17 protein-coding genes, 3 rRNA genes and 1 pseudogene are annotated in these 19,976 nt (G+C 46.8%); 17 read left to right on the plus strand and 4 right to left on the minus strand.

Annotated elements, in window-relative coordinates; genetic code table 11:
• Positions 1-4: 4 nt before the first annotated feature.
• From EP13_RS01865 to EP13_RS01885, 5 genes and pseudogenes are all read left to right on the plus strand, one after another.
• A pseudogene (locus EP13_RS01865) lies at positions 5-628 on the plus strand (GTP-binding protein); the annotation flags it as partial.
• Positions 629-778: 150 nt separating this feature from the next.
• Positions 779-2,310, plus strand: a 16S ribosomal RNA gene (locus EP13_RS01870).
• 233 nt (positions 2,311-2,543) lie between these two features.
• Positions 2,544-5,419, plus strand: a 23S ribosomal RNA gene (locus tag EP13_RS01875).
• Between the two features lie 40 nt (positions 5,420-5,459).
• Positions 5,460-5,575: ribosomal RNA gene (gene rrf / locus EP13_RS01880) — 5S ribosomal RNA — on the plus strand.
• The 16S, 23S and 5S rRNA genes sit together here, the layout of an rRNA operon.
• Positions 5,576-5,701: 126 nt before the next feature.
• Positions 5,702-6,241, plus strand: a complete 540-nt coding sequence (locus tag EP13_RS01885) for a PH domain-containing protein (protein ID WP_044055721.1) — start codon at positions 5,702-5,704, stop codon at positions 6,239-6,241.
• Positions 6,242-6,379: 138 nt separating this feature from the next.
• Here the strand turns inward: EP13_RS01885 and gpmA are convergent, their stop codons facing one another.
• Positions 6,380-7,126: a 2,3-diphosphoglycerate-dependent phosphoglycerate mutase gene (gene gpmA / locus EP13_RS01890; protein WP_044055722.1), complete on the minus strand. Its 747-nt coding sequence runs from the start codon at positions 7,124-7,126 to the stop codon at positions 6,380-6,382.
• Positions 7,127-7,439: 313 nt separating this feature from the next.
• Between gpmA and acnA the strand changes: the two genes are divergently transcribed.
• Positions 7,440-10,154 carry an aconitate hydratase AcnA gene (gene acnA, locus EP13_RS01895; RefSeq protein WP_044055723.1) on the plus strand — a complete coding sequence of 905 codons (2,715 nt, stop codon included), beginning with the start codon at positions 7,440-7,442 and terminating at the stop codon, positions 10,152-10,154.
• 39 nt (positions 10,155-10,193) lie between these two features.
• On the opposite strand, the gene EP13_RS01900 is transcribed toward acnA, so the two are convergent.
• Complete coding sequence (locus EP13_RS01900; RefSeq protein WP_081869416.1) at positions 10,194-12,410, minus strand: GspE/PulE family protein; 2,217 nt, start codon at positions 12,408-12,410, stop codon at positions 10,194-10,196.
• Between the two features lie 440 nt (positions 12,411-12,850).
• Here EP13_RS01900 and rpsJ point away from each other — a divergent pair, with 440 nt between their 5' ends.
• From rpsJ to rpsQ, 11 genes are read left to right on the plus strand one after another with little or no spacing between them, the layout of a single operon-like run.
• Positions 12,851-13,162: a 30S ribosomal protein S10 gene (rpsJ, locus tag EP13_RS01905; RefSeq protein WP_006012796.1), complete on the plus strand. Its 312-nt coding sequence runs from the start codon at positions 12,851-12,853 to the stop codon at positions 13,160-13,162.
• An 18-nt stretch (positions 13,163-13,180) separates the two neighbouring features.
• Positions 13,181-13,819 (plus strand): 50S ribosomal protein L3, encoded by a 639-nt coding sequence (gene rplC / locus EP13_RS01910; protein WP_044055725.1) that lies wholly within the window; start codon positions 13,181-13,183, stop codon positions 13,817-13,819.
• An 18-nt stretch (positions 13,820-13,837) separates the two neighbouring features.
• Positions 13,838-14,443, plus strand: a complete 606-nt coding sequence (gene rplD, locus EP13_RS01915) for a 50S ribosomal protein L4 (protein ID WP_044055726.1) — start codon at positions 13,838-13,840, stop codon at positions 14,441-14,443.
• Positions 14,440-14,739, plus strand: coding sequence for a 50S ribosomal protein L23 (gene rplW / locus EP13_RS01920; RefSeq protein WP_012516959.1), 300 nt, complete (start codon positions 14,440-14,442; stop codon positions 14,737-14,739). The genes rplD and rplW overlap by 4 nt, the downstream gene beginning before the upstream one ends.
• Positions 14,740-14,753: 14 nt before the next feature.
• Positions 14,754-15,578: a 50S ribosomal protein L2 gene (gene rplB, locus EP13_RS01925; protein WP_044055727.1), complete on the plus strand. Its 825-nt coding sequence runs from the start codon at positions 14,754-14,756 to the stop codon at positions 15,576-15,578.
• Positions 15,579-15,593: 15 nt separating this feature from the next.
• Positions 15,594-15,869: a 30S ribosomal protein S19 gene (gene rpsS / locus EP13_RS01930; protein WP_012516961.1), complete on the plus strand. Its 276-nt coding sequence runs from the start codon at positions 15,594-15,596 to the stop codon at positions 15,867-15,869.
• Between the two features lie 11 nt (positions 15,870-15,880).
• A complete protein-coding gene (gene rplV, locus EP13_RS01935; RefSeq protein WP_012516962.1) occupies positions 15,881-16,213 on the plus strand; it encodes a 50S ribosomal protein L22 in 333 nt (110 codons plus the stop codon).
• A gap of 9 nt (positions 16,214-16,222) precedes the next feature.
• A complete protein-coding gene (gene rpsC / locus EP13_RS01940) occupies positions 16,223-16,927 on the plus strand; it encodes a 30S ribosomal protein S3 (protein ID WP_044055729.1) in 705 nt (234 codons plus the stop codon).
• 2 nt (positions 16,928-16,929) lie between these two features.
• Positions 16,930-17,340: a 50S ribosomal protein L16 gene (gene rplP, locus EP13_RS01945; protein ID WP_044055730.1), complete on the plus strand. Its 411-nt coding sequence runs from the start codon at positions 16,930-16,932 to the stop codon at positions 17,338-17,340.
• Positions 17,340-17,531, plus strand: coding sequence for a 50S ribosomal protein L29 (gene rpmC / locus EP13_RS01950; protein WP_012516965.1), 192 nt, complete (start codon positions 17,340-17,342; stop codon positions 17,529-17,531). Before rplP ends, rpmC begins: the two co-directional genes overlap by 1 nt.
• Positions 17,531-17,788, plus strand: a complete 258-nt coding sequence (rpsQ, locus tag EP13_RS01955) for a 30S ribosomal protein S17 (RefSeq protein WP_044055731.1) — start codon at positions 17,531-17,533, stop codon at positions 17,786-17,788. Before rpmC ends, rpsQ begins: the two co-directional genes overlap by 1 nt.
• A 51-nt stretch (positions 17,789-17,839) precedes the next feature.
• On the opposite strand, the gene EP13_RS01960 is transcribed toward rpsQ, so the two are convergent.
• A complete protein-coding gene (locus tag EP13_RS01960; protein ID WP_044055732.1) occupies positions 17,840-18,934 on the minus strand; it encodes a glycosyltransferase family 4 protein in 1,095 nt (364 codons plus the stop codon).
• Positions 18,931-19,899, minus strand: coding sequence for a glycosyltransferase family 9 protein (locus EP13_RS01965; RefSeq protein WP_231497910.1), 969 nt, complete (start codon positions 19,897-19,899; stop codon positions 18,931-18,933). The genes EP13_RS01960 and EP13_RS01965 overlap by 4 nt, the downstream gene beginning before the upstream one ends.
• Positions 19,900-19,976 lie beyond the last annotated feature (77 nt).

A 19,976-nucleotide genomic window follows, 5' to 3' on the forward strand; every position in this document is an offset into this window, starting at 1 on the left:
GGTAATGGCAAAAGAAAAGTTTGAACGTACGAAACCCCACGTAAACGTGGGTACTATCGGCCACGTTGACCACGGTAAAACTACGCTAACTGCAGCTATCACTACAGTTCTTTCTAAAACTTACGGCGGTTCTGCTCAGGCTTTCGATCAAATCGATAACGCGCCTGAAGAGAAAGCACGTGGTATCACCATTTCTACTTCACACGTAGAGTATGACACTCCTACTCGTCACTACGCTCACGTAGACTGCCCAGGACACGCTGATTACGTTAAAAACATGATCACCGGTGCTGCTCAGATGGACGGTGGTATCCTAGTAGTTGCTGCGACTGATGGCCCTATGCCTCAGACTCGTGAGCACATCCTACTTGGTCGTCAGGTTGGTATTCCTTACATCATCGTATTCATGAACAAATGTGACATGGTTGATGATGAAGAGCTTCTAGAGCTAGTAGAAATGGAAGTTCGTGAACTTCTTAACGAATACGAATTCCCTGGTGATGACCTTCCAGTTATCCAAGGTTCTGCGCTTAAAGCCCTTGAAGGCGACGCAGAATGGGAAAAGAAAATCATCGAGCTTGGTGAAGCGCTTGATTCATACATCCCAGAGCCAGAGCGTGCAATCGAAATTGCCCGAGAGGCTTAACCATACAACGCCTAAAAGGCTTCGTGAGAAGTTGGCGTTGTAAGCAAAGACAAGCTAAAAGCAAGACAGAGTAAAAAGTAGTTACTCACTGATTGAATTAATATTATCTTTCCCGACGCCAGAAAGAATATTTAATTGAAGAGTTTGATCATGGCTCAGATTGAACGCTGGCGGCAGGCCTAACACATGCAAGTCGAACGGTAACATTTCTAGCTTGCTAGAAGATGACGAGTGGCGGACGGGTGAGTAATGCTTGGGAACTTGCCTTTGCGAGGGGGATAACAGTTGGAAACGACTGCTAATACCGCATAATGTCTACGGACCAAACGGGGCTTAGGCTCCGGCGCAAAGAGAGGCCCAAGTGAGATTAGCTAGTTGGTAAGGTAATGGCTTACCAAGGCAACGATCTCTAGCTGTTCTGAGAGGAAGATCAGCCACACTGGAACTGAGACACGGTCCAGACTCCTACGGGAGGCAGCAGTGGGGAATATTGCACAATGGGGGAAACCCTGATGCAGCCATGCCGCGTGTGTGAAGAAGGCCTTCGGGTTGTAAAGCACTTTCAGTTGTGAGGAAAAGTTAGTAGTTAATACCTGCTAGCCGTGACGTTAACAACAGAAGAAGCACCGGCTAACTCCGTGCCAGCAGCCGCGGTAATACGGAGGGTGCGAGCGTTAATCGGAATTACTGGGCGTAAAGCGCACGCAGGCGGTTTGTTAAGCTAGATGTGAAAGCCCCGGGCTCAACCTGGGATAGTCATTTAGAACTGGCAGACTAGAGTCTGGAGAGGGGAGTGGAATTCCAGGTGTAGCGGTGAAATGCGTAGATATCTGGAGGAACATCAGTGGCGAAGGCGACTCCCTGGCCAAAGACTGACGCTCATGTGCGAAAGTGTGGGTAGCGAACAGGATTAGATACCCTGGTAGTCCACACCGTAAACGCTGTCTACTAGCTGTTTGTGACTTTAAGTCGTGAGTAGCGAAGCTAACGCGCTAAGTAGACCGCCTGGGGAGTACGGCCGCAAGGTTAAAACTCAAATGAATTGACGGGGGCCCGCACAAGCGGTGGAGCATGTGGTTTAATTCGATGCAACGCGAAGAACCTTACCTACACTTGACATGCTGAGAACTTTCCAGAGATGGATTGGTGCCTTCGGGAACTCAGACACAGGTGCTGCATGGCTGTCGTCAGCTCGTGTCGTGAGATGTTGGGTTAAGTCCCGCAACGAGCGCAACCCTTGATCTTAGTTGCCAGCATTCAGTTGGGCACTCTAAGGTGACTGCCGGTGACAAACCGGAGGAAGGTGGGGATGACGTCAAATCATCATGCCCCTTATGACCTGGGCTACACACGTGCTACAATGGATAGAACAAAGGGTCGCGAAGCCGCGAGGTCGAGCCAATCCCATAAATCTATTCTCAGTTCGGATTGCAGGCTGCAACTCGCCTGCATGAAGCCGGAATCGCTAGTAATCGCGGATCAGCATGCCGCGGTGAATACGTTCCCGGGCCTTGTACACACCGCCCGTCACACCACGAGAGTTTGTAACACCCGAAGTCGGTGGGGTAACCTTTTGGAGCCAGCCGCCTAAGGTGGGACAGATGATTGGGGTGAAGTCGTAACAAGGTAGCCGTATCGGAAGGTGCGGCTGGATCACCTCCTTTCTAAGGAATCGTGAGCGCTCACGTCAACAAGTATTTTCAAAAAAGTGTCATATTCCTTTTGTTTGCTCAAAATACCCTCACTATGCATATATATCGTACTGCTTTTCACAGTTTTTATGGATACCAACCTTCTCTAGAGGCGGTTGCCTAAAATAATGGGGGTATTGGTACTACTTGCAGAAAGGTATACCATCGTTTCCACAAATAAAGGTTTAAAGGACAATAACATTTTTTGTTAAGTGACGAAGCGTATACGGTGGATGCCTTGGCAGTTAGAGGCGATGAAGGACGTGTAAGTCTGCGAAAAGCTGTGGTGAGCCGACAAAATGCATTTGAGCCACAGATGTCCGAATGGGGAAACCCACCTGTTTACCTAGGTATCGTGTACGTGAATACATAGCGTAACGAGGCGAACGAGGGGAACTGAAACATCTAAGTACCCTTAGGAAAAGAAATCAAACGAGATTCCCCTAGTAGCGGCGAGCGAACGGGGAAAGCCCTTAAGCTTCATTGATTTTAGCGGAACGCTCTGGAAAGTGCGGCCATAGTGGGTGATAGCCCCGTACGCGAAAGGATCTTTGAAGTGAAATCGAGTAGGACGGAGCACGAGAAACTTTGTCTGAACATGGGGGGACCATCCTCCAAGGCTAAATACTACTGACTGACCGATAGTGAACCAGTACCGTGAGGGAAAGGCGAAAAGAACCCCTGTGAGGGGAGTGAAATAGAACCTGAAACCGTATACGTACAAGCAGTGGGAGCCCTTCGGGGTGACTGCGTACCTTTTGTATAATGGGTCAGCGACTTATATTCAGTGGCAAGCTTAACCGTATAGGGTAGGCGTAGCGAAAGCGAGTCTTAATAGGGCGCTAGTCGCTGGGTATAGACCCGAAACCGGGGATCTACCATGAGCAGGTTGAAGGTTAGGTAACACTGACTGGAGGACCGAACCCACTCCCGTTGAAAAGGTAGGGGATGACTTGTGGATCGAGTGAAAGGCTAATCAAGCTCGGAGATAGCTGGTTCTCCTCGAAAGCTATTTAGGTAGCGCCTCAGACGAATTCCATTGGGGGTAGAGCACTGTTAAGGCTAGGGGGTCATCCCGACTTACCAACCCTTTGCAAACTCCGAATACCAATGAGAACTATCCGGGAGACACACGGCGGGTGCTAACGTCCGTCGTGGAGAGGGAAACAACCCAGACCGCCAGCTAAGGTCCCAAAATATTGCTAAGTGGGAAACGATGTGGGAAGGCACAGACAGCTAGGAGGTTGGCTGTATCACTGCCACCCTTTAAAGAAAGCGTAATAGCTCACTAGTCGAGTCGGCCTGCGCGGAAGATGTAACGGGGCTAAGCAATATACCGAAGCTGCGGCAGCAAGTTTACTTGCTGGGTAGGGGAGCGTTGTGTAAGTGGATGAAGGTGAGTTGTAAAGCTTGCTGGACATATCACAAGTGCGAATGCTGACATGAGTAACGATAATGGAGTGAAAAACTCCCACGCCGGAAGACCAAGGTTTCCTGTCCCATGCTAATCAGGGCAGGGTAAGTCGGCCCCTAAGCTTCCGATCTAATGCGTAGTCGATGGGAAACGGATTAATATTTCCGTACTTATATAATCAGTGATGGAGGGACGGAGAAGGCTAGGCAAGCTTGGCGTTGGTTGTCCAAGTGAAAGTGCGTAGACCGAGAACTTAGGTAAATCCGGGTTCTTAAAGTCGAGACACGAGACGAGCCACCTTTAAGGTGGTGAAGTTGTTGATGCCCTGCTTCCAGGAAAAGCTTCTAAACTTATGATTATATGAACCGTACCCCAAACCGACACAGGTGGTCAGGTAGAGAATACTAAGGCGCTTGAGAGAACTCGGGTGAAGGAACTCGGCAAAATTGTACCGTAACTTCGGGAGAAGGTACGCCTCTGTGTGTGAAGACTTCGCGTCGTAAGCACATGGAGGCCGCAGTGACCAGGTGGCTGGGACTGTTTATTAAAAACACAGCACTCTGCAAACTCGTAAGAGGACGTATAGGGTGTGACACCTGCCCGGTGCCGGAAGGTTAATTGATGGGGTTAGTCCTCGGACGAAGCTCTTGATCGAAGCCCCGGTAAACGGCGGCCGTAACTATAACGGTCCTAAGGTAGCGAAATTCCTTGTCGGGTAAGTTCCGACCTGCACGAATGGTGTAACCATGGCCACGCTGTCTCCACCCGAGACTCAGTGAAATTGAAATCGCAGTGAAGATGCTGTGTACCCGCACCTAGACGGAAAGACCCCGTGAACCTTTACTGTAGCTTTACACTGGACTTTGAGCCTGCTTGTGTAGGATAGGTGGGAGGCTTTGAAGCGTGGACGCCAGTTCGCGTGGAGCCATCCTTGAAATACCACCCTGGCATGCTTGAGGTTCTAACTCTGGTCCGTGATCCGGATCGAGGACAGTGTATGGTGGGCAGTTTGACTGGGGCGGTCTCCTCCTAAAGAGTAACGGAGGAGTACGAAGGTGCGCTCAGACCGGTCGGAAATCGGTCGCAGAGTATAAAGGCAAAAGCGCGCTTGACTGCGAGACAGACACGTCGAGCAGGTACGAAAGTAGGTCTTAGTGATCCGGTGGTTCTGTATGGAAGGGCCATCGCTCAACGGATAAAAGGTACTCCGGGGATAACAGGCTGATACCGCCCAAGAGTTCATATCGACGGCGGTGTTTGGCACCTCGATGTCGGCTCATCACATCCTGGGGCTGAAGTCGGTCCCAAGGGTATGGCTGTTCGCCATTTAAAGTGGTACGCGAGCTGGGTTTAGAACGTCGTGAGACAGTTCGGTCCCTATCTGGTGTGGGCGTTGGATGATTGATGGGAGCTGCTCCTAGTACGAGAGGACCGGAGTGGACGAACCGCTGGTGTTCGGGTTGTCATGCCAATGGCATTGCCCGGTAGCTACGTTCGGAACGGATAACCGCTGAAAGCATCTAAGCGGGAAGCCGGCCCAAAGATGAGTCATCCCTGACCTTTAAGGTCTGGAAGGGTTGTTATAGACGATGACGTTGATAGGCAGGGTGTGGAAGCGTTGTAAGGCGTTAAGCTAACCTGTACTAATTGCCCGAGAGGCTAACCATACAACGCCTACCCGCCATAAGGCGGGTTTTTCTAATAGGGACTTGGCGACCATAGCGTTTTGGACCCACCTGAACCCATTCCGAACTCAGAAGTGAAACGTATTAGCGCCGATGGTAGTGTGGGGTTTCCCCATGTGAGAGTAGGACACTGCCAAGCAAATTCTTAAAATTCGGAAAGCTGTTTGTTCTCTACACATTCAATTCGTTCTTGCTTTGAGTCCATCAAAACCCTTTCTTACTTTGGCATGCTTAGGATGACTTTCAGACACGGTGAGAATATTCGATGACCGAACCAGTTATATTAAACGCAGCCTTTAACCCAGCGGTTAAACGCTATTGGCTAGTTAGCTTTTTGTTGTTTTCAACCTTCACTGTTGTGGGTATTCCTTTACTGATTATTACCATACCCCTGTTTTTATTTTTCAGTTCCAAAATTATAAATGCAATGTCTGCGACGATTACCGAACGCAAGTTAGTTGTTAAACGCGGTATTTGGCATAAAGAAGAGAAGTCTATTCCGTTAGAAAAAATTACCGACGTAGCCATGATTCAGGGGCCCCTAATGCGTATGTTCGATCTATACCGGCTTAGCTTTGAAACTGCAGGTCAGTCAGCACAAGGTGCACTAGTTTCATTAATAGGAATTGATGATGCAGAGGGCTTTAGAGAAACAATACTTTCGCAAAAAGATAAGATGAATACGGCTGCAACGCCTAACTATGAAAACAAACGTACAAAAGATAGCGAAATGACAGAGCTACTATCGAGTGTAAAGCGAATTGAAGTGCTCTTAGAAGAAATGCTGAGAGAGAAAAAACACTAGTATTATCGCCACGTCGTTTTTATACACCTCTGGTTCGCCACGCATAAAAAAACCAGCTGAATAAAGTGCTCTAATTAGACCTACATCTATGTAGGCTCTTCACACAGCTGGCTTAGCTTAATCAAAACAAAACGTGTTTTACTTAGCTTGACCCTGTTTGGCTACAGCATCCATCATTGCTTTAATTGCGTCAGCATCACCTAAATACTCTTTAGAAATAGGCTTCAGGTTCTCATCTAGTTCATATACTAGCGGTACACCTGTAGGGATATTTAAGCCAAGCACTTCTTCATCAGACATGCCGTCTAAGTATTTAACTAGGGCACGTAAACTGTTCCCGTGGGCCGCAATAATAACGCGTTTGCCAGCTTGAATGTCTGGGCGAATAACATCGTGCCAGTAAGGTAACACGCGTTCTATCGTGAGTTTAAGGCTTTCACCGCGAGGAAGAATCTCTGCATCTACGTTGTTATAACGAGCATCGTGTCCAGGGAAATGTTCACTTTCCGTTTCTACCGCTGGCGGTGGAATATCAAAGCTACGGCGCCAAATTTTAACTTGCTCTTCACCGTGCTTAGCTGCAGTTTCAGCTTTATCTAGGCCAGTTAGCGCACCGTAGTGACGTTCATTTAAGCGCCAATGACGCTCAACGGGAAGGTAGTGTTGTCCCATTTCTTCAAGCGCAATATTAAGGGTTTTAATAGCGCGAAGTAATACTGAGGTGTAGGCCTGATCAAATTCAAAACCTGCATCCTTCATTAATTGACCAGCCGTCTTAGCTTGCGCTACGCCAGTGTCGGTCAAATCCACGTCATGCCAGCCTGTGAAACGGTTTTCAAGGTTCCACTGACTCTCTCCGTGACGAATAAGTACCAGTTTATACATAGTAAAGTTACCTGTGGCGTTAAAGTGAATATATCTGAATAACACCTAATCAAATAGACGTTCAGACGTATATAGAAAATCGTGCTGCTATCATCCTTGATTGGCAATAAAAAATCCAGTTTCCTTAACTGGAATTCTACAGGTCGGTGTTGATGAACTTTTTTTCACCTTTGTTGCGTATACATGGTAAGTCACGGTCAATCAGCATAAATAGGTTTGTGCTGATACGAAATAAAACAGGTAAGTGTACGCAGACACACTAGCTGCTCCGTGAATTTTATTTATTGAACAGGCAAATAAGGAAGGTGAGCGCGTGAAATACCAATCATTTACCACTATAGAAAGTAGTGGCAACGCTTATAAAGCAATTAGTTTCGACAATCTTAGTGAAAAATACGCACTAGACCGACTTCCATTTTGTATCAAAATCCTGTTAGAAAACTTGTTACGTCATGAAGACAAAGAGTTTGTCTCAAGCGACGATATAGAGCAAGTCGCTAAGTGGGATACCGAGAACCATGCGCAACATGAAATTTCTTTCGTTCCGGCAAGGGTAATCCTACAGGATTTCACTGGTGTTCCCGCCATTGTTGATTTAGCCGCCATGCGAGATGCCATTAACAAACTTGGTGGTGATGCCCAGGCAATTAATCCACTGAATCCAGTGGAATTAGTCATTGATCATTCTGTTATGGTTGACCACTTCGGTGAAGAAGATGCCCTTGAGAAGAACACAGATATTGAAATTCAGCGTAACAAAGAGCGCTACCAGTTCCTTAAGTGGGGGCAATCTAGCTTTGATAACTTCAAAGTGGTTCCTCCCGGCCGAGGTATTGTGCATCAGGTAAACCTTGAGTATTTAGCTCGATGTGCGTTTACTAAGCAGGACGGCAATGACACGCTAGTTTATCCAGATACGTTAGTTGGCACCGACTCCCACACCACCATGATCAATGGGTTAGGTGTATTGGGATGGGGGGTAGGTGGCATTGAAGCTGAAGCAGCAATGTTGGGGCAACCGGTGACTATGTTACTACCCAAAGTGGTCGGGTTTAGATTATCAGGTGAATTGCCTGCCGGCGTTACGGCTACCGACATGGTGCTCACTATTACCCAACAGTTACGACAACACGGCGTGGTGGGTAAGTTTGTTGAGTTTTATGGTCCAGGGTTAAAACATCTCACTACTGCAGACAGAGCGACCATCGCAAACATGGCTCCAGAATACGGCGCCACATGTGGTATTTTTCCTATTGATGATGTGGCGCTCGACTATTTAAGGCTGACAGGAAGAGACGAAGCGCAAATTACGCTAGTGGAAACTTACGCCAAATCTTCCAATCTGTGGCATGACGATTTCACTAAAGATGCACAGTACCACGAAACACTAGAACTCAATCTGAATGAAGTGGTTCCCTCCATTGCGGGGCCTAAGCGTCCACAAGACAAAATCGCGTTGGATAACGCGGCGGAGGCCTTCAATGAGTGGCATAAGTCTCTGATTGATGTACAAGTCATCGAAGAAGAGGCTAAATTTGTAGCGGAAGGCGGTGTTGCACCAGAAATTGATGAAGAACACGATTCCTATGTTGAATTTGGTGGCAAGAAGTTTAATTTGGAAGATGGGGCAATTGTTATTGCGGCTATCACCAGCTGTACCAATACGTCAAATGCTTCCGTGTTAATAGGGGCAGGTTTGCTGGCCCAGAAAGCGGTTGAAAAAGGCCTAGCGCGCAAGCCATGGGTGAAAACATCACTCGCGCCTGGTTCGCAAGTTGTCACTCAGTATCTTGAAGATGCGCAATTAATGGATCCCCTGAAAGCCCTTGGTTTTAATTTAGTGGGATACGGTTGTACCACGTGTATTGGAAATTCAGGTCCTCTGCCTGACGAAATTTCAAGCGCCATTAGAAAGGCCAAGCTGACGGTGACATCGGTTTTATCTGGTAACCGTAATTTCGAGGGTCGGATTCATGCAGATATTGCGGCTAACTACCTGGCTTCACCGCCGTTGGTTGTGGCTTACGCTATAGCGGGCAATATGAATATTGATATTACTCGAGAACCCTTGGGCACTGATGACAGTGGAAATCCAGTGTATTTGAAAGATATCTGGCCAACAAAAGAGGAAATTGATTCACGTATTGCGAAGTATGTATCTGGTGACTTGTTCAAAGAAAAGTATGCGGACGTTTTCAAAGGAAACGGCGTGTGGAATGATTTGCCTGTCAGCAAAACGTCTGTGTATGACTGGCCCGACTCTACCTATATTAAGCATCCCCCGTTTTTTCAAACCATGGGCAGTACACCGGAAGTTCTCACGTCTATTGAGAACGCCCGTTGTCTCGTTAAAGTGGGCGACTCCATTACCACCGACCACATTTCCCCGGCGGGCTCCATTGCGCCAAACAGTCCGGCAGGCTTGTATTTACAGGAAAATGGTATTGACGTAAAAGACTTCAATTCTTATGGCTCTCGTCGTGGTAACCATGAAGTGATGATGCGCGGCACCTTTGCTAACGTAAGGTTAAAAAACCATTTGGCACCAGGTACAACGGGCAGCGCTACTACTCACTTCCCGAGTGGCGATGCCATGTCTATCTTCGATGCGGCAATGCGTTATAAAGAAGAAGGTACCCCAGCCATTGTCATTGGCGGCAAGGAGTATGGTACAGGCTCAAGTCGAGATTGGGCGGCAAAAGGCCCCTCGTTGATGGGCGTCAAAGTCGTATTTGCTGAAAGCTATGAGCGAATTCACCGCTCAAACCTCATTGGGATGGGGATTTTACCTCTTCAGTTTAAATCTGGCGACAGCGCTGAAAGCTTAAACATTAAGGGGAATGAAACCTTCTCTATAGATGCTATTGAGCGAGGCCAAAAAGACGTGCAAGTGAAAATGACCTCTTTCGAAGGGGAAACCACAAAGTTCATGATGGATATTAGGATTGATACATCTAATGAGTTCACCTACTTCGAACATGGTGGCATTTTACATTACGTGATTCGTGAATATTTAAAACACGCTTAATTCGTAAGTCGATGTGAAAGGGAGCGTAAAGCTCCCTTTTTATTCACCACTGACAATCTGAACCTGGGCAATGTCAGTATCCCCTTTAAGTACTTTCAAAATGGCATCTTGCGCCAAGGTTCGCATACCATCTTTCGCAGCTTGCTGTTTCATCTGCGCGACACTGGCCTCTTTGTAGACTAACGAGCGTAGCTCTGGCGTCATCCCCAATAGTTCGTGTACACCGGTTCTTCCTTTATAGCCGGTATGGCCACACTCTTCACAGCCATTTGCTCTAAACAAAGAAAGAGACGCGGGAAGCTTGAGTTCTTCTATAAAGTCATTGCCATATTGACGTTTTATAAAAGCCACGTCACTTTCAGACGCCACGTACTTTTCTTTACACTGCTTACATAAGGTTCGAATAAGACGCTGAGCTAATATACCCACACAGGCATCAGAAAAGTTAACAGGGTCTAGGCCTAAATCTAATAACCGCGTAATGGTTTCGGGGGCGGAATTTGTATGCAGTGTTGACAGAACTAAGTGCCCTGTTAACGACGCTTCTATACCTGCATGGGCGGTTTCTTTATCGCGCATTTCGCCAATAAGAATGATATCGGGGTCTGCACGAAGGAATGCACGTAATGCGTTTGCAAAGGTAAAGCCAATTTTGGGGCTAACCTGAACCTGCTGTAAACCTGGCTGCGTTATTTCAACGGGGTCTTCTGCTGTCCATATTTTCTTTTCAGGTGTATTTAAGTAGCCGAGAATGGCATGCAACGTGGTGGTTTTACCGGAACCCGTAGGGCCAACGACCAATAGAATGCCGTGGGGCTTTTTAATCATGTCTTCTAATCGTGCACGATTGCTGGGGGCTAAATTCATTTTTTCTATTGGCATAGCGCCACCAGAAGCAAGAATACGCATAACAACGCCTTCGCCAGCCACCGTGGGAATGGTCGCAACCCGAACTTCCACAAGTTGCCCGTTCATGTTAAAGGCGAGCTTGCCATCTTGAGGCACCCGTTTTTCTGCGATATTCAGATTAGACATGATTTTAATCCGTGCGATTACCGCATTGTGATGAGAGTTAGGTACTTGGCTCATATCTCGACAAACACCATCTACTCGCATTCTCACCCTCGTGGGCGCATTCTTTTCGGGGTCTATGTGAATGTCAGAAGCACTCAAGCGTTTTGCATCATGCAGAATGCGACTTACCAGGCGAACCACCGCCGGGGCGTCATCAGAAAGTTCGTCAAGATGCTCTTCCTTTTCTTCCGCTGTAGTACCAATCTCATCAAGAATTTCGCTCATTTCTCCAGGCGTGCCACCGCCAGAACCTTCACCTAAATACTGTAATATTTGACTAGGTAGGCCAACCGCAATGTCGTAACTTTCTATGCCAAGGGCGCTTTCAATTTCCATTAATAACGCGGCATTATTCGGCTCAGCCATAAGCACAATTGGGTTGTCTCGTACATCGGCAATAACGGCAACGAAATTTCGCTTTAAATAGGAAAGATTAAGCTTACTTTCACCCTCATACCTTTGGTATTTATCCGGGAGATAACCAATATAGGGAACTTGGTAATGTGTCGACAAAGCATTGCCAATTTCCTGGTCTGCAATACGGTGTTCAGAGCTTAGGCGTTGAATGAGCGTTTTGGTGTCGCTGCTTGTCGCCTCTAACTCAGACAGAACTGCTTTTGACACTAACTGGCGGTGAATAAGCAAGTCGAAGGGATGGTGAGTGCCGCCAAGTTCGAAGCGAAACTTATCTCCTAATACTAAGGTTAAATCTTGAGCGCGCTTTAAATCAATCTGGGTAAACCCACCGGCCTTCTTATTAATGATTTGCATGACGCCCATCAGCACACCAGCATTCATGATAGGAATACAAAGGATATTATGGGTCTTAAAGTCGCTTGTTTTATCAAATTTATCGGCAAAGCGAAGGCGCGGATGAACCGCTTTCAACTCTTGTTGATCGTAAGGGTTGTCAATAAGCAATGGGGTTTGTGAAAGCGCCACATACCCAGCAATAGACATGGGACTGATGGGGACTTTAATTTCTAGCGTTTCTTTACCGGTTTTAAAACGCGCCACTAAGTCTTGATGTTGGCGTCGACGCTGGAAGATACTCATACGCTGAGCATTAAACAAATCAAGTATTATCGGCTCTAACAAACTGTATGCGTCTAATAATGACGAATGATTATCAAGAATGCGTTTTATATTTGCAAAAAGCGGTGGTTGAGGTGCTTCTACCATAATTACTGAGCGCGAGCTTAGGGCTGCGGTTTATCCAATTCATTAAATTCCATCACACAATATAACGCCGACTCCATTGCTGCAATAGCACTTAAGGCGGGGACACGTGTAAATGCAGAAGAAGGCGTTTATTTGAAAATATGACGTTGTGCAAAAAAGATGCACAAAAAGCAATCTTGTGGTTGCAATGATGGGTGGCTTCTGTATAATTCGCGCCCACTGCCTACATAAGGCATTGAATTTTTAGCCACGACCTCACTGTTTTTAGGGTGGTTGTCGAAGCAGCAGGTTCATCATTACTGATAAGACTGTCGCGGGCGTGCTGAGAATAAAGAACAGGGTTCCAATTGGGAACCATCGGTTTACGCACATCCTTTCTTTCCGAAATAAGTGGAAGAGAAAGGGTGAATTTTTTTGTTCTTTCGATTGGAGCTTAATCGATGCCAAATCAAAGAATTCGTATTCGTTTGAAAGCGTTTGATCACAAGTTGATCGATCAGTCTACGGCTGAAATCGTTGAAACGGCGAAACGTACTGGTGCTCAGGTCAGCGGTCCTATTCCTCTGCCTACTCGCAAAGAACGCTATACAGTATTGACATCTCCTCACGTAAATAAAGATGCACGTGACCAATATGAGATTCGTACTCACAAGCGTTTGGTAGACATCATCGAGCCAACTGATAAAACAGTTGACGCGTTGATGCGTTTGGACTTGGCTGCCGGCGTTGATGTTCAAATCAGCCTGGGCTAACAAGAGAGGGTAATAACAATGGCGATTGGTCTAGTCGGTCGTAAAGTGGGTATGACTCGCATCTTCACTGAAGATGGTACGTCTATCCCTGTGACTGTTATTGAAGCGACCCCAAACCGTGTTACTCAGTTACGCACTGAAGAAACAGATGGTTATCGCGCTCTTCAGGTTACTACTGGAACTAAGAAAGCTAACCGCGTCAACAAAGCTGAAGCAGGTCATTTTGCTAAAGCTGGTGTTGAAGCTGGTCGCACTCTAGTTGAGTTTCGCCTGGAAGAAAATGAAGGTGTTGATATTGAAGTAGGCGGTGAAATCACTGTTGAAATCTTTAACGACACTAAGAAAATTGATGTAACTGGTACATCAAAGGGTAAAGGTTTTGCTGGCGCAATCAAACGTTGGAACTTCAGTTCACAGCGTATGACTCACGGTAACTCTTTGTCTCACCGCGCACCTGGTTCGATTGGTCAAAACCAATCACCTGGTAAAGTTTTTAAAGGCAAGAAAATGGCCGGTCAGCTTGGTAACAAGCAAGTGACTACGCAGTCTTTAGAAGTTGTACGTGTAGACGTAGAAAACAGCCTTATCCTTGTTAAAGGTGCCGTACCTGGCGCAACTGGCGGCGATGTTATCGTTTTGCCAGCTGTTAAAGCGTAACGTCTGGGGAGTGAACTGATGGAATTAACATTGAAAGATGCGCAAAGCGCTCTTGAAGTATCCGAAGCGACCTTTGGACGTGAATTCAACGAAGCCCTGGTACACCAGGTCGTTGTAGCTTACGGTGCAGGTGCTCGTCAGGGTACAAAGGCGCAGAAAACTCGCGCTGAAGTACGTGGTGGTGGTAAGAAGCCATGGCGTCAAAAAGGCACAGGTCGTGCTCGTGCCGGTACTATCCGCAGCCCAATTTGGGTTGGTGGTGGCCGTGCATTCGCTGCTAAGCCTCGTGACTTTGATCAAAAAGTTAACAAGAAAATGTATCGCGGTGCAATTAAGAGCATCTTGTCTGAACTTATTCGTCAAGACCGTTTGGTTGTTGTTGAGAAGTTTGGTGTTGACGCACCTAAGACAAAAGCACTTATTTCAGCACTGAACGAATATGAACTAAATGATGTTCTTATCGTTACTCCTGAAGTTGATGAAAACTTGTTCCTAGCGGCACGCAACTTGTACAAAGTTGACGTACGTGACGTAGCAGGCATCGACCCAGTGAGCTTGATTGCATTTGAAAAAGTGCTAATCACTGCTGATGCGGTTAAACAACTTGAGGAGGCGTTAGCATGAAAGAAGAACGTCTACTGAAGGTGCTAGTAGCACCGCACGTTTCAGAAAAGTCTACTATGGCTGCTGAAGCGAATAACACAGTTGTATTTAAAGTAGCGAAAGACGCGAACAAAGCTGAAATCAAAGCAGCAGTTGAAAAACTGTTTGAAGTTGAGGTTGAAGGTGTTCGTACTGTGAACGTTAAGGGTAAAACCAAGCGTCACGGCATGTCATTCGGTAAACGCAGCGACTGGAAAAAGGCCTACGTGGTTCTTAAAGAAGGTCAGGACATCGACTTTGTCGGTGGCGCTGAGTAAGAAGGGGATTAGAAATGCCATTATTGAAAGCTAAGCCAACTTCTGCCGGTCGTCGTCACGTTGTTCAGGTTACTAACCCTGACCTGCACAAAGGTGCACCGTACGCACCTTTGCTTGAAAAGAACAGCAAATCTGGCGGTCGTAACAACAATGGTCGTATTACCACTCGTCACATTGGTGGTGGTCATAAGCAACACTACCGTGTAATCGACTTTAAACGCAACAAAGACGGCATTCCAGCTAAAGTTGAGCGTTTAGAATATGATCCAAACCGTTCTGCAAACATTGCTCTAGTATTGTACGCAGATGGTGAACGTCGTTACATTCTGGCTCCTAAAGGTATGAAAGCAGGTGATGCTATCCAGTCTGGTTCGGGTGCTCCGATCAAGTCTGGCAACACACTACCTATGCGTAACATTCCTGTAGGTACTGTTGTACACGCCATTGAAATGAAGCCTGGTAAGGGTGCACAAATTGCACGCTCTGCTGGCGCTTACGCTCAGATACTAGCACGTGATGGAAACTACGTTACCTTACGTCTACGTTCTGGCGAAATGCGTAAAGTTCTATCTGATTGCCGCGCCACCATTGGTGAAGTAGGTAATGCAGAACACATGCTTCGTTCACTAGGTAAAGCTGGTGCAACTCGCTGGCGTGGTATCCGTCCTACCGTTCGTGGTGTTGCCATGAACCCGGTTGATCACCCACACGGTGGTGGTGAAGGACGTACGTCAGGTGGTCGTCACCCAGTAACTCCTTGGGGTGTTCCTACCAAAGGTAAGAAAACCCGAAGCAACAAGCGTACTGATAAGCTTATCGTACGTCGTCGAAACAAGTAATAGCGAGGATTCACCATGCCACGTTCTCTCAAGAAAGGTCCATTTATTGACCTTCACTTGCTGAAGAAGGTAGAGGCTGCAGTGGAAAAGAACGAACGTAAACCAATTAAAACTTGGTCTCGTCGTTCTATGATCATCCCAGATATGATTGGGTTGACCATTGCGGTCCATAACGGTCGCCAACATGTACCTGTCATTATTAGTGACGAAATGGTCGGCCACAAGTTGGGCGAATTTGCGCCAACGCGTACTTACCGCGGCCATGTCGCGGACAAGAAAGCTAAACGTTAAGGGGTAGGAAGATGGAAGCATTAGCTAAACACCGTTTTGCCCGCACGTCGGCTCAAAAAGCACGCTTGGTTGCGGATCAAATTCGCGGTTTACACGTTGAGAAAGCTTTAGAAGTTCTTGCGTACAGCCCGAAGAAAAGCGCAGCGCTAGTAAAGAAAGTTTTGGAATCTGCAATTGCAAACGCAGAGCACAACGAAGGCGCGGATATCGACGAGCTAGTCGTTGCCAAAGTTTTTGTTGACGAAGGTCCAACTATGAAGCGTATCAAGCCACGTGCTAAAGGCCGTGCTGATCGTATCTTTAAGCGCAGCAGTCACATCACTGTGGTTGTAGCGGATAACTAGGAGTAGATAATGGGACAGAAGGTACATCCTACAGGTATACGCCTGGGTATCAGCAAACCATGGACTTCTACCTGGTACGCTAATACTGCAGATTATGCAGATAACCTGTATAACGATCATCAGGTACGTCAGTATCTGACTAAGCAACTTAAGAACGCTTCACTTTCTAAAATCGTGATCGAGCGTCCTGCTAAGAGCATCCGTGTGACTATTCACACTGCTCGTCCAGGCGTAGTAATCGGTAAGAAAGGTGAAGACGTAGAGAAGTTGCGTAATCACGTATCTAAGCTAGCCGGCGTGCCAGCTCAGATCAATATCGCTGAAGTACGTAAGCCAGAGCTAGATGGTCAGTTAGTCGCTGACAGCATCTCTAGCCAGCTAGAGCGTCGTGTTATGTTCCGTCGTGCTATGAAGCGCGCAGTACAAAACGCAATGCGTCTAGGCGCGAAAGGTATCAAAGTTGAAGTTAGCGGTCGTTTAGGCGGAGCAGAAATTGCACGTTCTGAATGGTACCGTGAAGGTCGCGTTCCTCTGCACACTTTCCGTGCGGACATCGATTACGCAACCTCAGAAGCTGCAACTACCTACGGTATCATCGGCGTTAAAGTATGGATCTTCAAAGGTGAGGTTCTAGGTGGACTACCTACAACTCAAGAGCAAGCACCAGCTGCTCAACCTAAGAAGAAAGGCCGCAACGCTAAGCGAGAGGGCTAATCATGTTACAACCAAAACGCATGAAGTTCCGTAAGATGCACAAAGGCCGCAACCGCGGCTATGCTGCAGGAAGCACTGTAGCCTTTGGTACTTACGGCCTTAAAGCGACTGGCCGCGGTCGAATGACTGCGCGTCAAATCGAAGCAGCGCGTCGTGCTATGACTCGTCACGTTAAGCGTCAAGGTAAAATTTGGATTCGAGTTTTTCCTGACAAACCAATTACTGAGAAGCCTCTTGAAGTGCGTCAAGGTAAAGGTAAAGGTAACGTTGAGTACTGGGTATGCCAAATTCAGCCTGGTCGTGTTTTATACGAGATGGAAGGTGTTCCTGAGTCTCTTGCACGCGAAGCGTTTGAATTGGCAGCGGCTAAACTGCCATTTAAAACAACCTTTGTAACTCGGACGGTGATGTAATGAAAGCGACTGAACTGAAAGACAAAAGCGTAGAAGAGCTGAACGCAGAGTTGATTAACCTGCTACGCGAACAGTTCAACCTGCGCATGCAGCACACAACCGGTCAGCTTGAAAAAACTGATCAGTTGAGAAAAGTACGTCGTAACATCGCGCGTGTTAAAACCATTCTGACTCAAAAGGCTGATGCGTAATGACTGAGCAAAAAATTCGTACAGTTCAAGGTCGTGTGGTTAGCAACAAAATGGATAAAACCATTACTGTTGTTGTTGAACGTTTTGTTAAGCACCCTATCTACGGGAAGTTCATCAAGCGTTCTACTAAGCTTCACGCCCACGACGAAAGCAACGTGTGCAACAAAGGTGACGTAGTAACTATTCGTGAATGTCGCCCATTGTCTAAGAGCAAAACTTGGACTCTAGTTGACGTTGTTGAAAAAGCTGGCGTTTAATCGCTAACTTTTCAAAAAGTCTTAAAAAGCCGCTCTATTGAGCGGCTTTTTTTATGCATTTTTCTCGCAGACCTGTTTATATAATGCAAGGTATCGTCTTGCCATTTCCTGAGGGCTAAATTCACTTTTAATATGTTGGAAAAGTCGCTCCCCTAATTGTGTAGTAAGTTCCTCGTCATTTAATAATCTTTCAATGGCTGCGCTCATGCCGTTAATATCGCCAGGCGACACCATTAAGCCGGTTTCTTCATGATGAATAATTTCTGGTATACCACCCACTGGACAGGCAATGACGGCGCGTTTAGCAGCGCCCGCTTGCAATAAAATAACGCCTAGACCCTCTGCGTAGGCTGGATGTAATACTATGTCTACGCAAGGCAATATTTTTGCTACTTTCTGAGTAAAGCCACACAGTTTCACATGCTCAGTTAACCGCATCTTTTCTATCAGTGCCAGATAGCTTTCTTGCAACTTGCCTTTTCCGAATAGTAAACAGGTGACGTCAGGGTGGGTCTGCACCACTTTTTTCATGGCCAAAACGATATCGGCTTGCCCTTTTCGAGAAATAAGCTGCGCAAAATTAGCCACCACCTTATGATGCTTTGGTATCGCAAAGCGCTCGTGCAGCCACTCTCTATCGGCGTAGTGGTGAAATTCACTTAAATCTACGCTTGAGTGAATAACAGGTTGATATTGAACATTATCACAATGCTGTTTGACCACCTCATGCACACCGTGGGATATACTCGCTACCGCGGCATATTTTCCATACTTGTACTTAGCAAACTTTGATTCCGTATTATCTACGCGCCGGGTGCAAATTGCCGGTATCTTAGTGAATTTCGTTAGTAGCGCGCCCCAAACATCCGCGCCTCTTCGACTGTGTATATGGATCAAGTCAGGTTTTACCGAGCGACAAATACGCATCATTTTACCCAGCGCGAAGAGGTCTGTTTCACCGTGGTAGGCAATAGTATGCAACTGGCATTTTGAAAGCGGAGCGATGCTAATTTCGCTATTTACCGGGCACAGCAAATGATTCTCGATGTCGTGGCTATCAGCTAAAGCATTAAGTAAATAGGTAACTTGTTTGGCTCCTCCGTAGAGGTGTCTGCCGAGTTCAATGTGCAATACGCGTAAGGTCACAGATACTTCCTAATGATAGCAGTGATGTCTTCAGGGGATATTTCCCACATACAATCGTAAGTGCCTGCACAGATAGGCTTTCGTTTACAGGGAGCGCAAGACAAATCTTTATAGATAACATGGGTGTCTGGGTTATCGGTTTTTGTATATGGGCAGGTTGAACCAAACATGGCAATGGTGGGTTTGTTGTATGCCGTCCCCATATGGGTAAGGCCAGTATCAACGCCAACCACAAGTGCACTGTGGGCAACCAAGGCAATTGACTCCGCCAAACTCGCATGACCCGCCAGTGTATGTACATTGTCTGCGGTGAACGAGAAGGCTTGGGCATCACACTCATCACCTGGCCCGCCCAGAATAACCATAGGCCAAGGCGTCATTTTTCTTATCTCTTTTATTAACCTTTGCCAATGCCCAACAGGCCAGTGTTTTTGTGGGCGTGTGGTAAAGGGCGCAAGTACGATATAAGGCTGAGTGACATTAAGTACGCCGAGTTTCGCGAGGGCGTCATTATCAACGGCCTGACTCACTTGCATATCTAAAGCGTAATGCGAAGCGCCAATAAAGGTAGCGAGTGCGCGGTACTCGCTGCTTATTTCATTGGATACAGGCTTTTGTATTGGGTCAGTTAACAACACATGGCTGTGTTCTTTACTGATAAAGCCAATGCGTTTTTCGGCGCCACTTAACCAAGCGAGAAAGGCACTTTTGAGTAGACCCTGTGCATCAATAGCATGAGTAAAGCCGTGTGACTTGAGTGTCTGACGAAAATGTAAGATGGCTTTTAATAAGGAGAAGTAGCGCTTTTTCTTTGCTAAGTTGCGCCACTCGTTTTTTGGCCAGCTTATCACGTCATCGACTTGTGAGTGATGACGCATCATTTCAGCGTATGCTGGCTCAACCAGCCATGTCACTTTCGCATTTGGCATAACGTGTTTTATGCTTGACGGCAGTCCTGAAGCCATGACAATGTCGCCTATTGCGCTTAGCCTTATGAGCAATACGTTGGGCGTAGGTGAAGTTGACGGCATAATACTTCGAA

It is taken from the genome of Alteromonas australica, from assembly GCF_000730385.1.
In the GTDB taxonomy this organism is placed as follows: domain Bacteria; phylum Pseudomonadota; class Gammaproteobacteria; order Enterobacterales; family Alteromonadaceae; genus Alteromonas; species Alteromonas australica.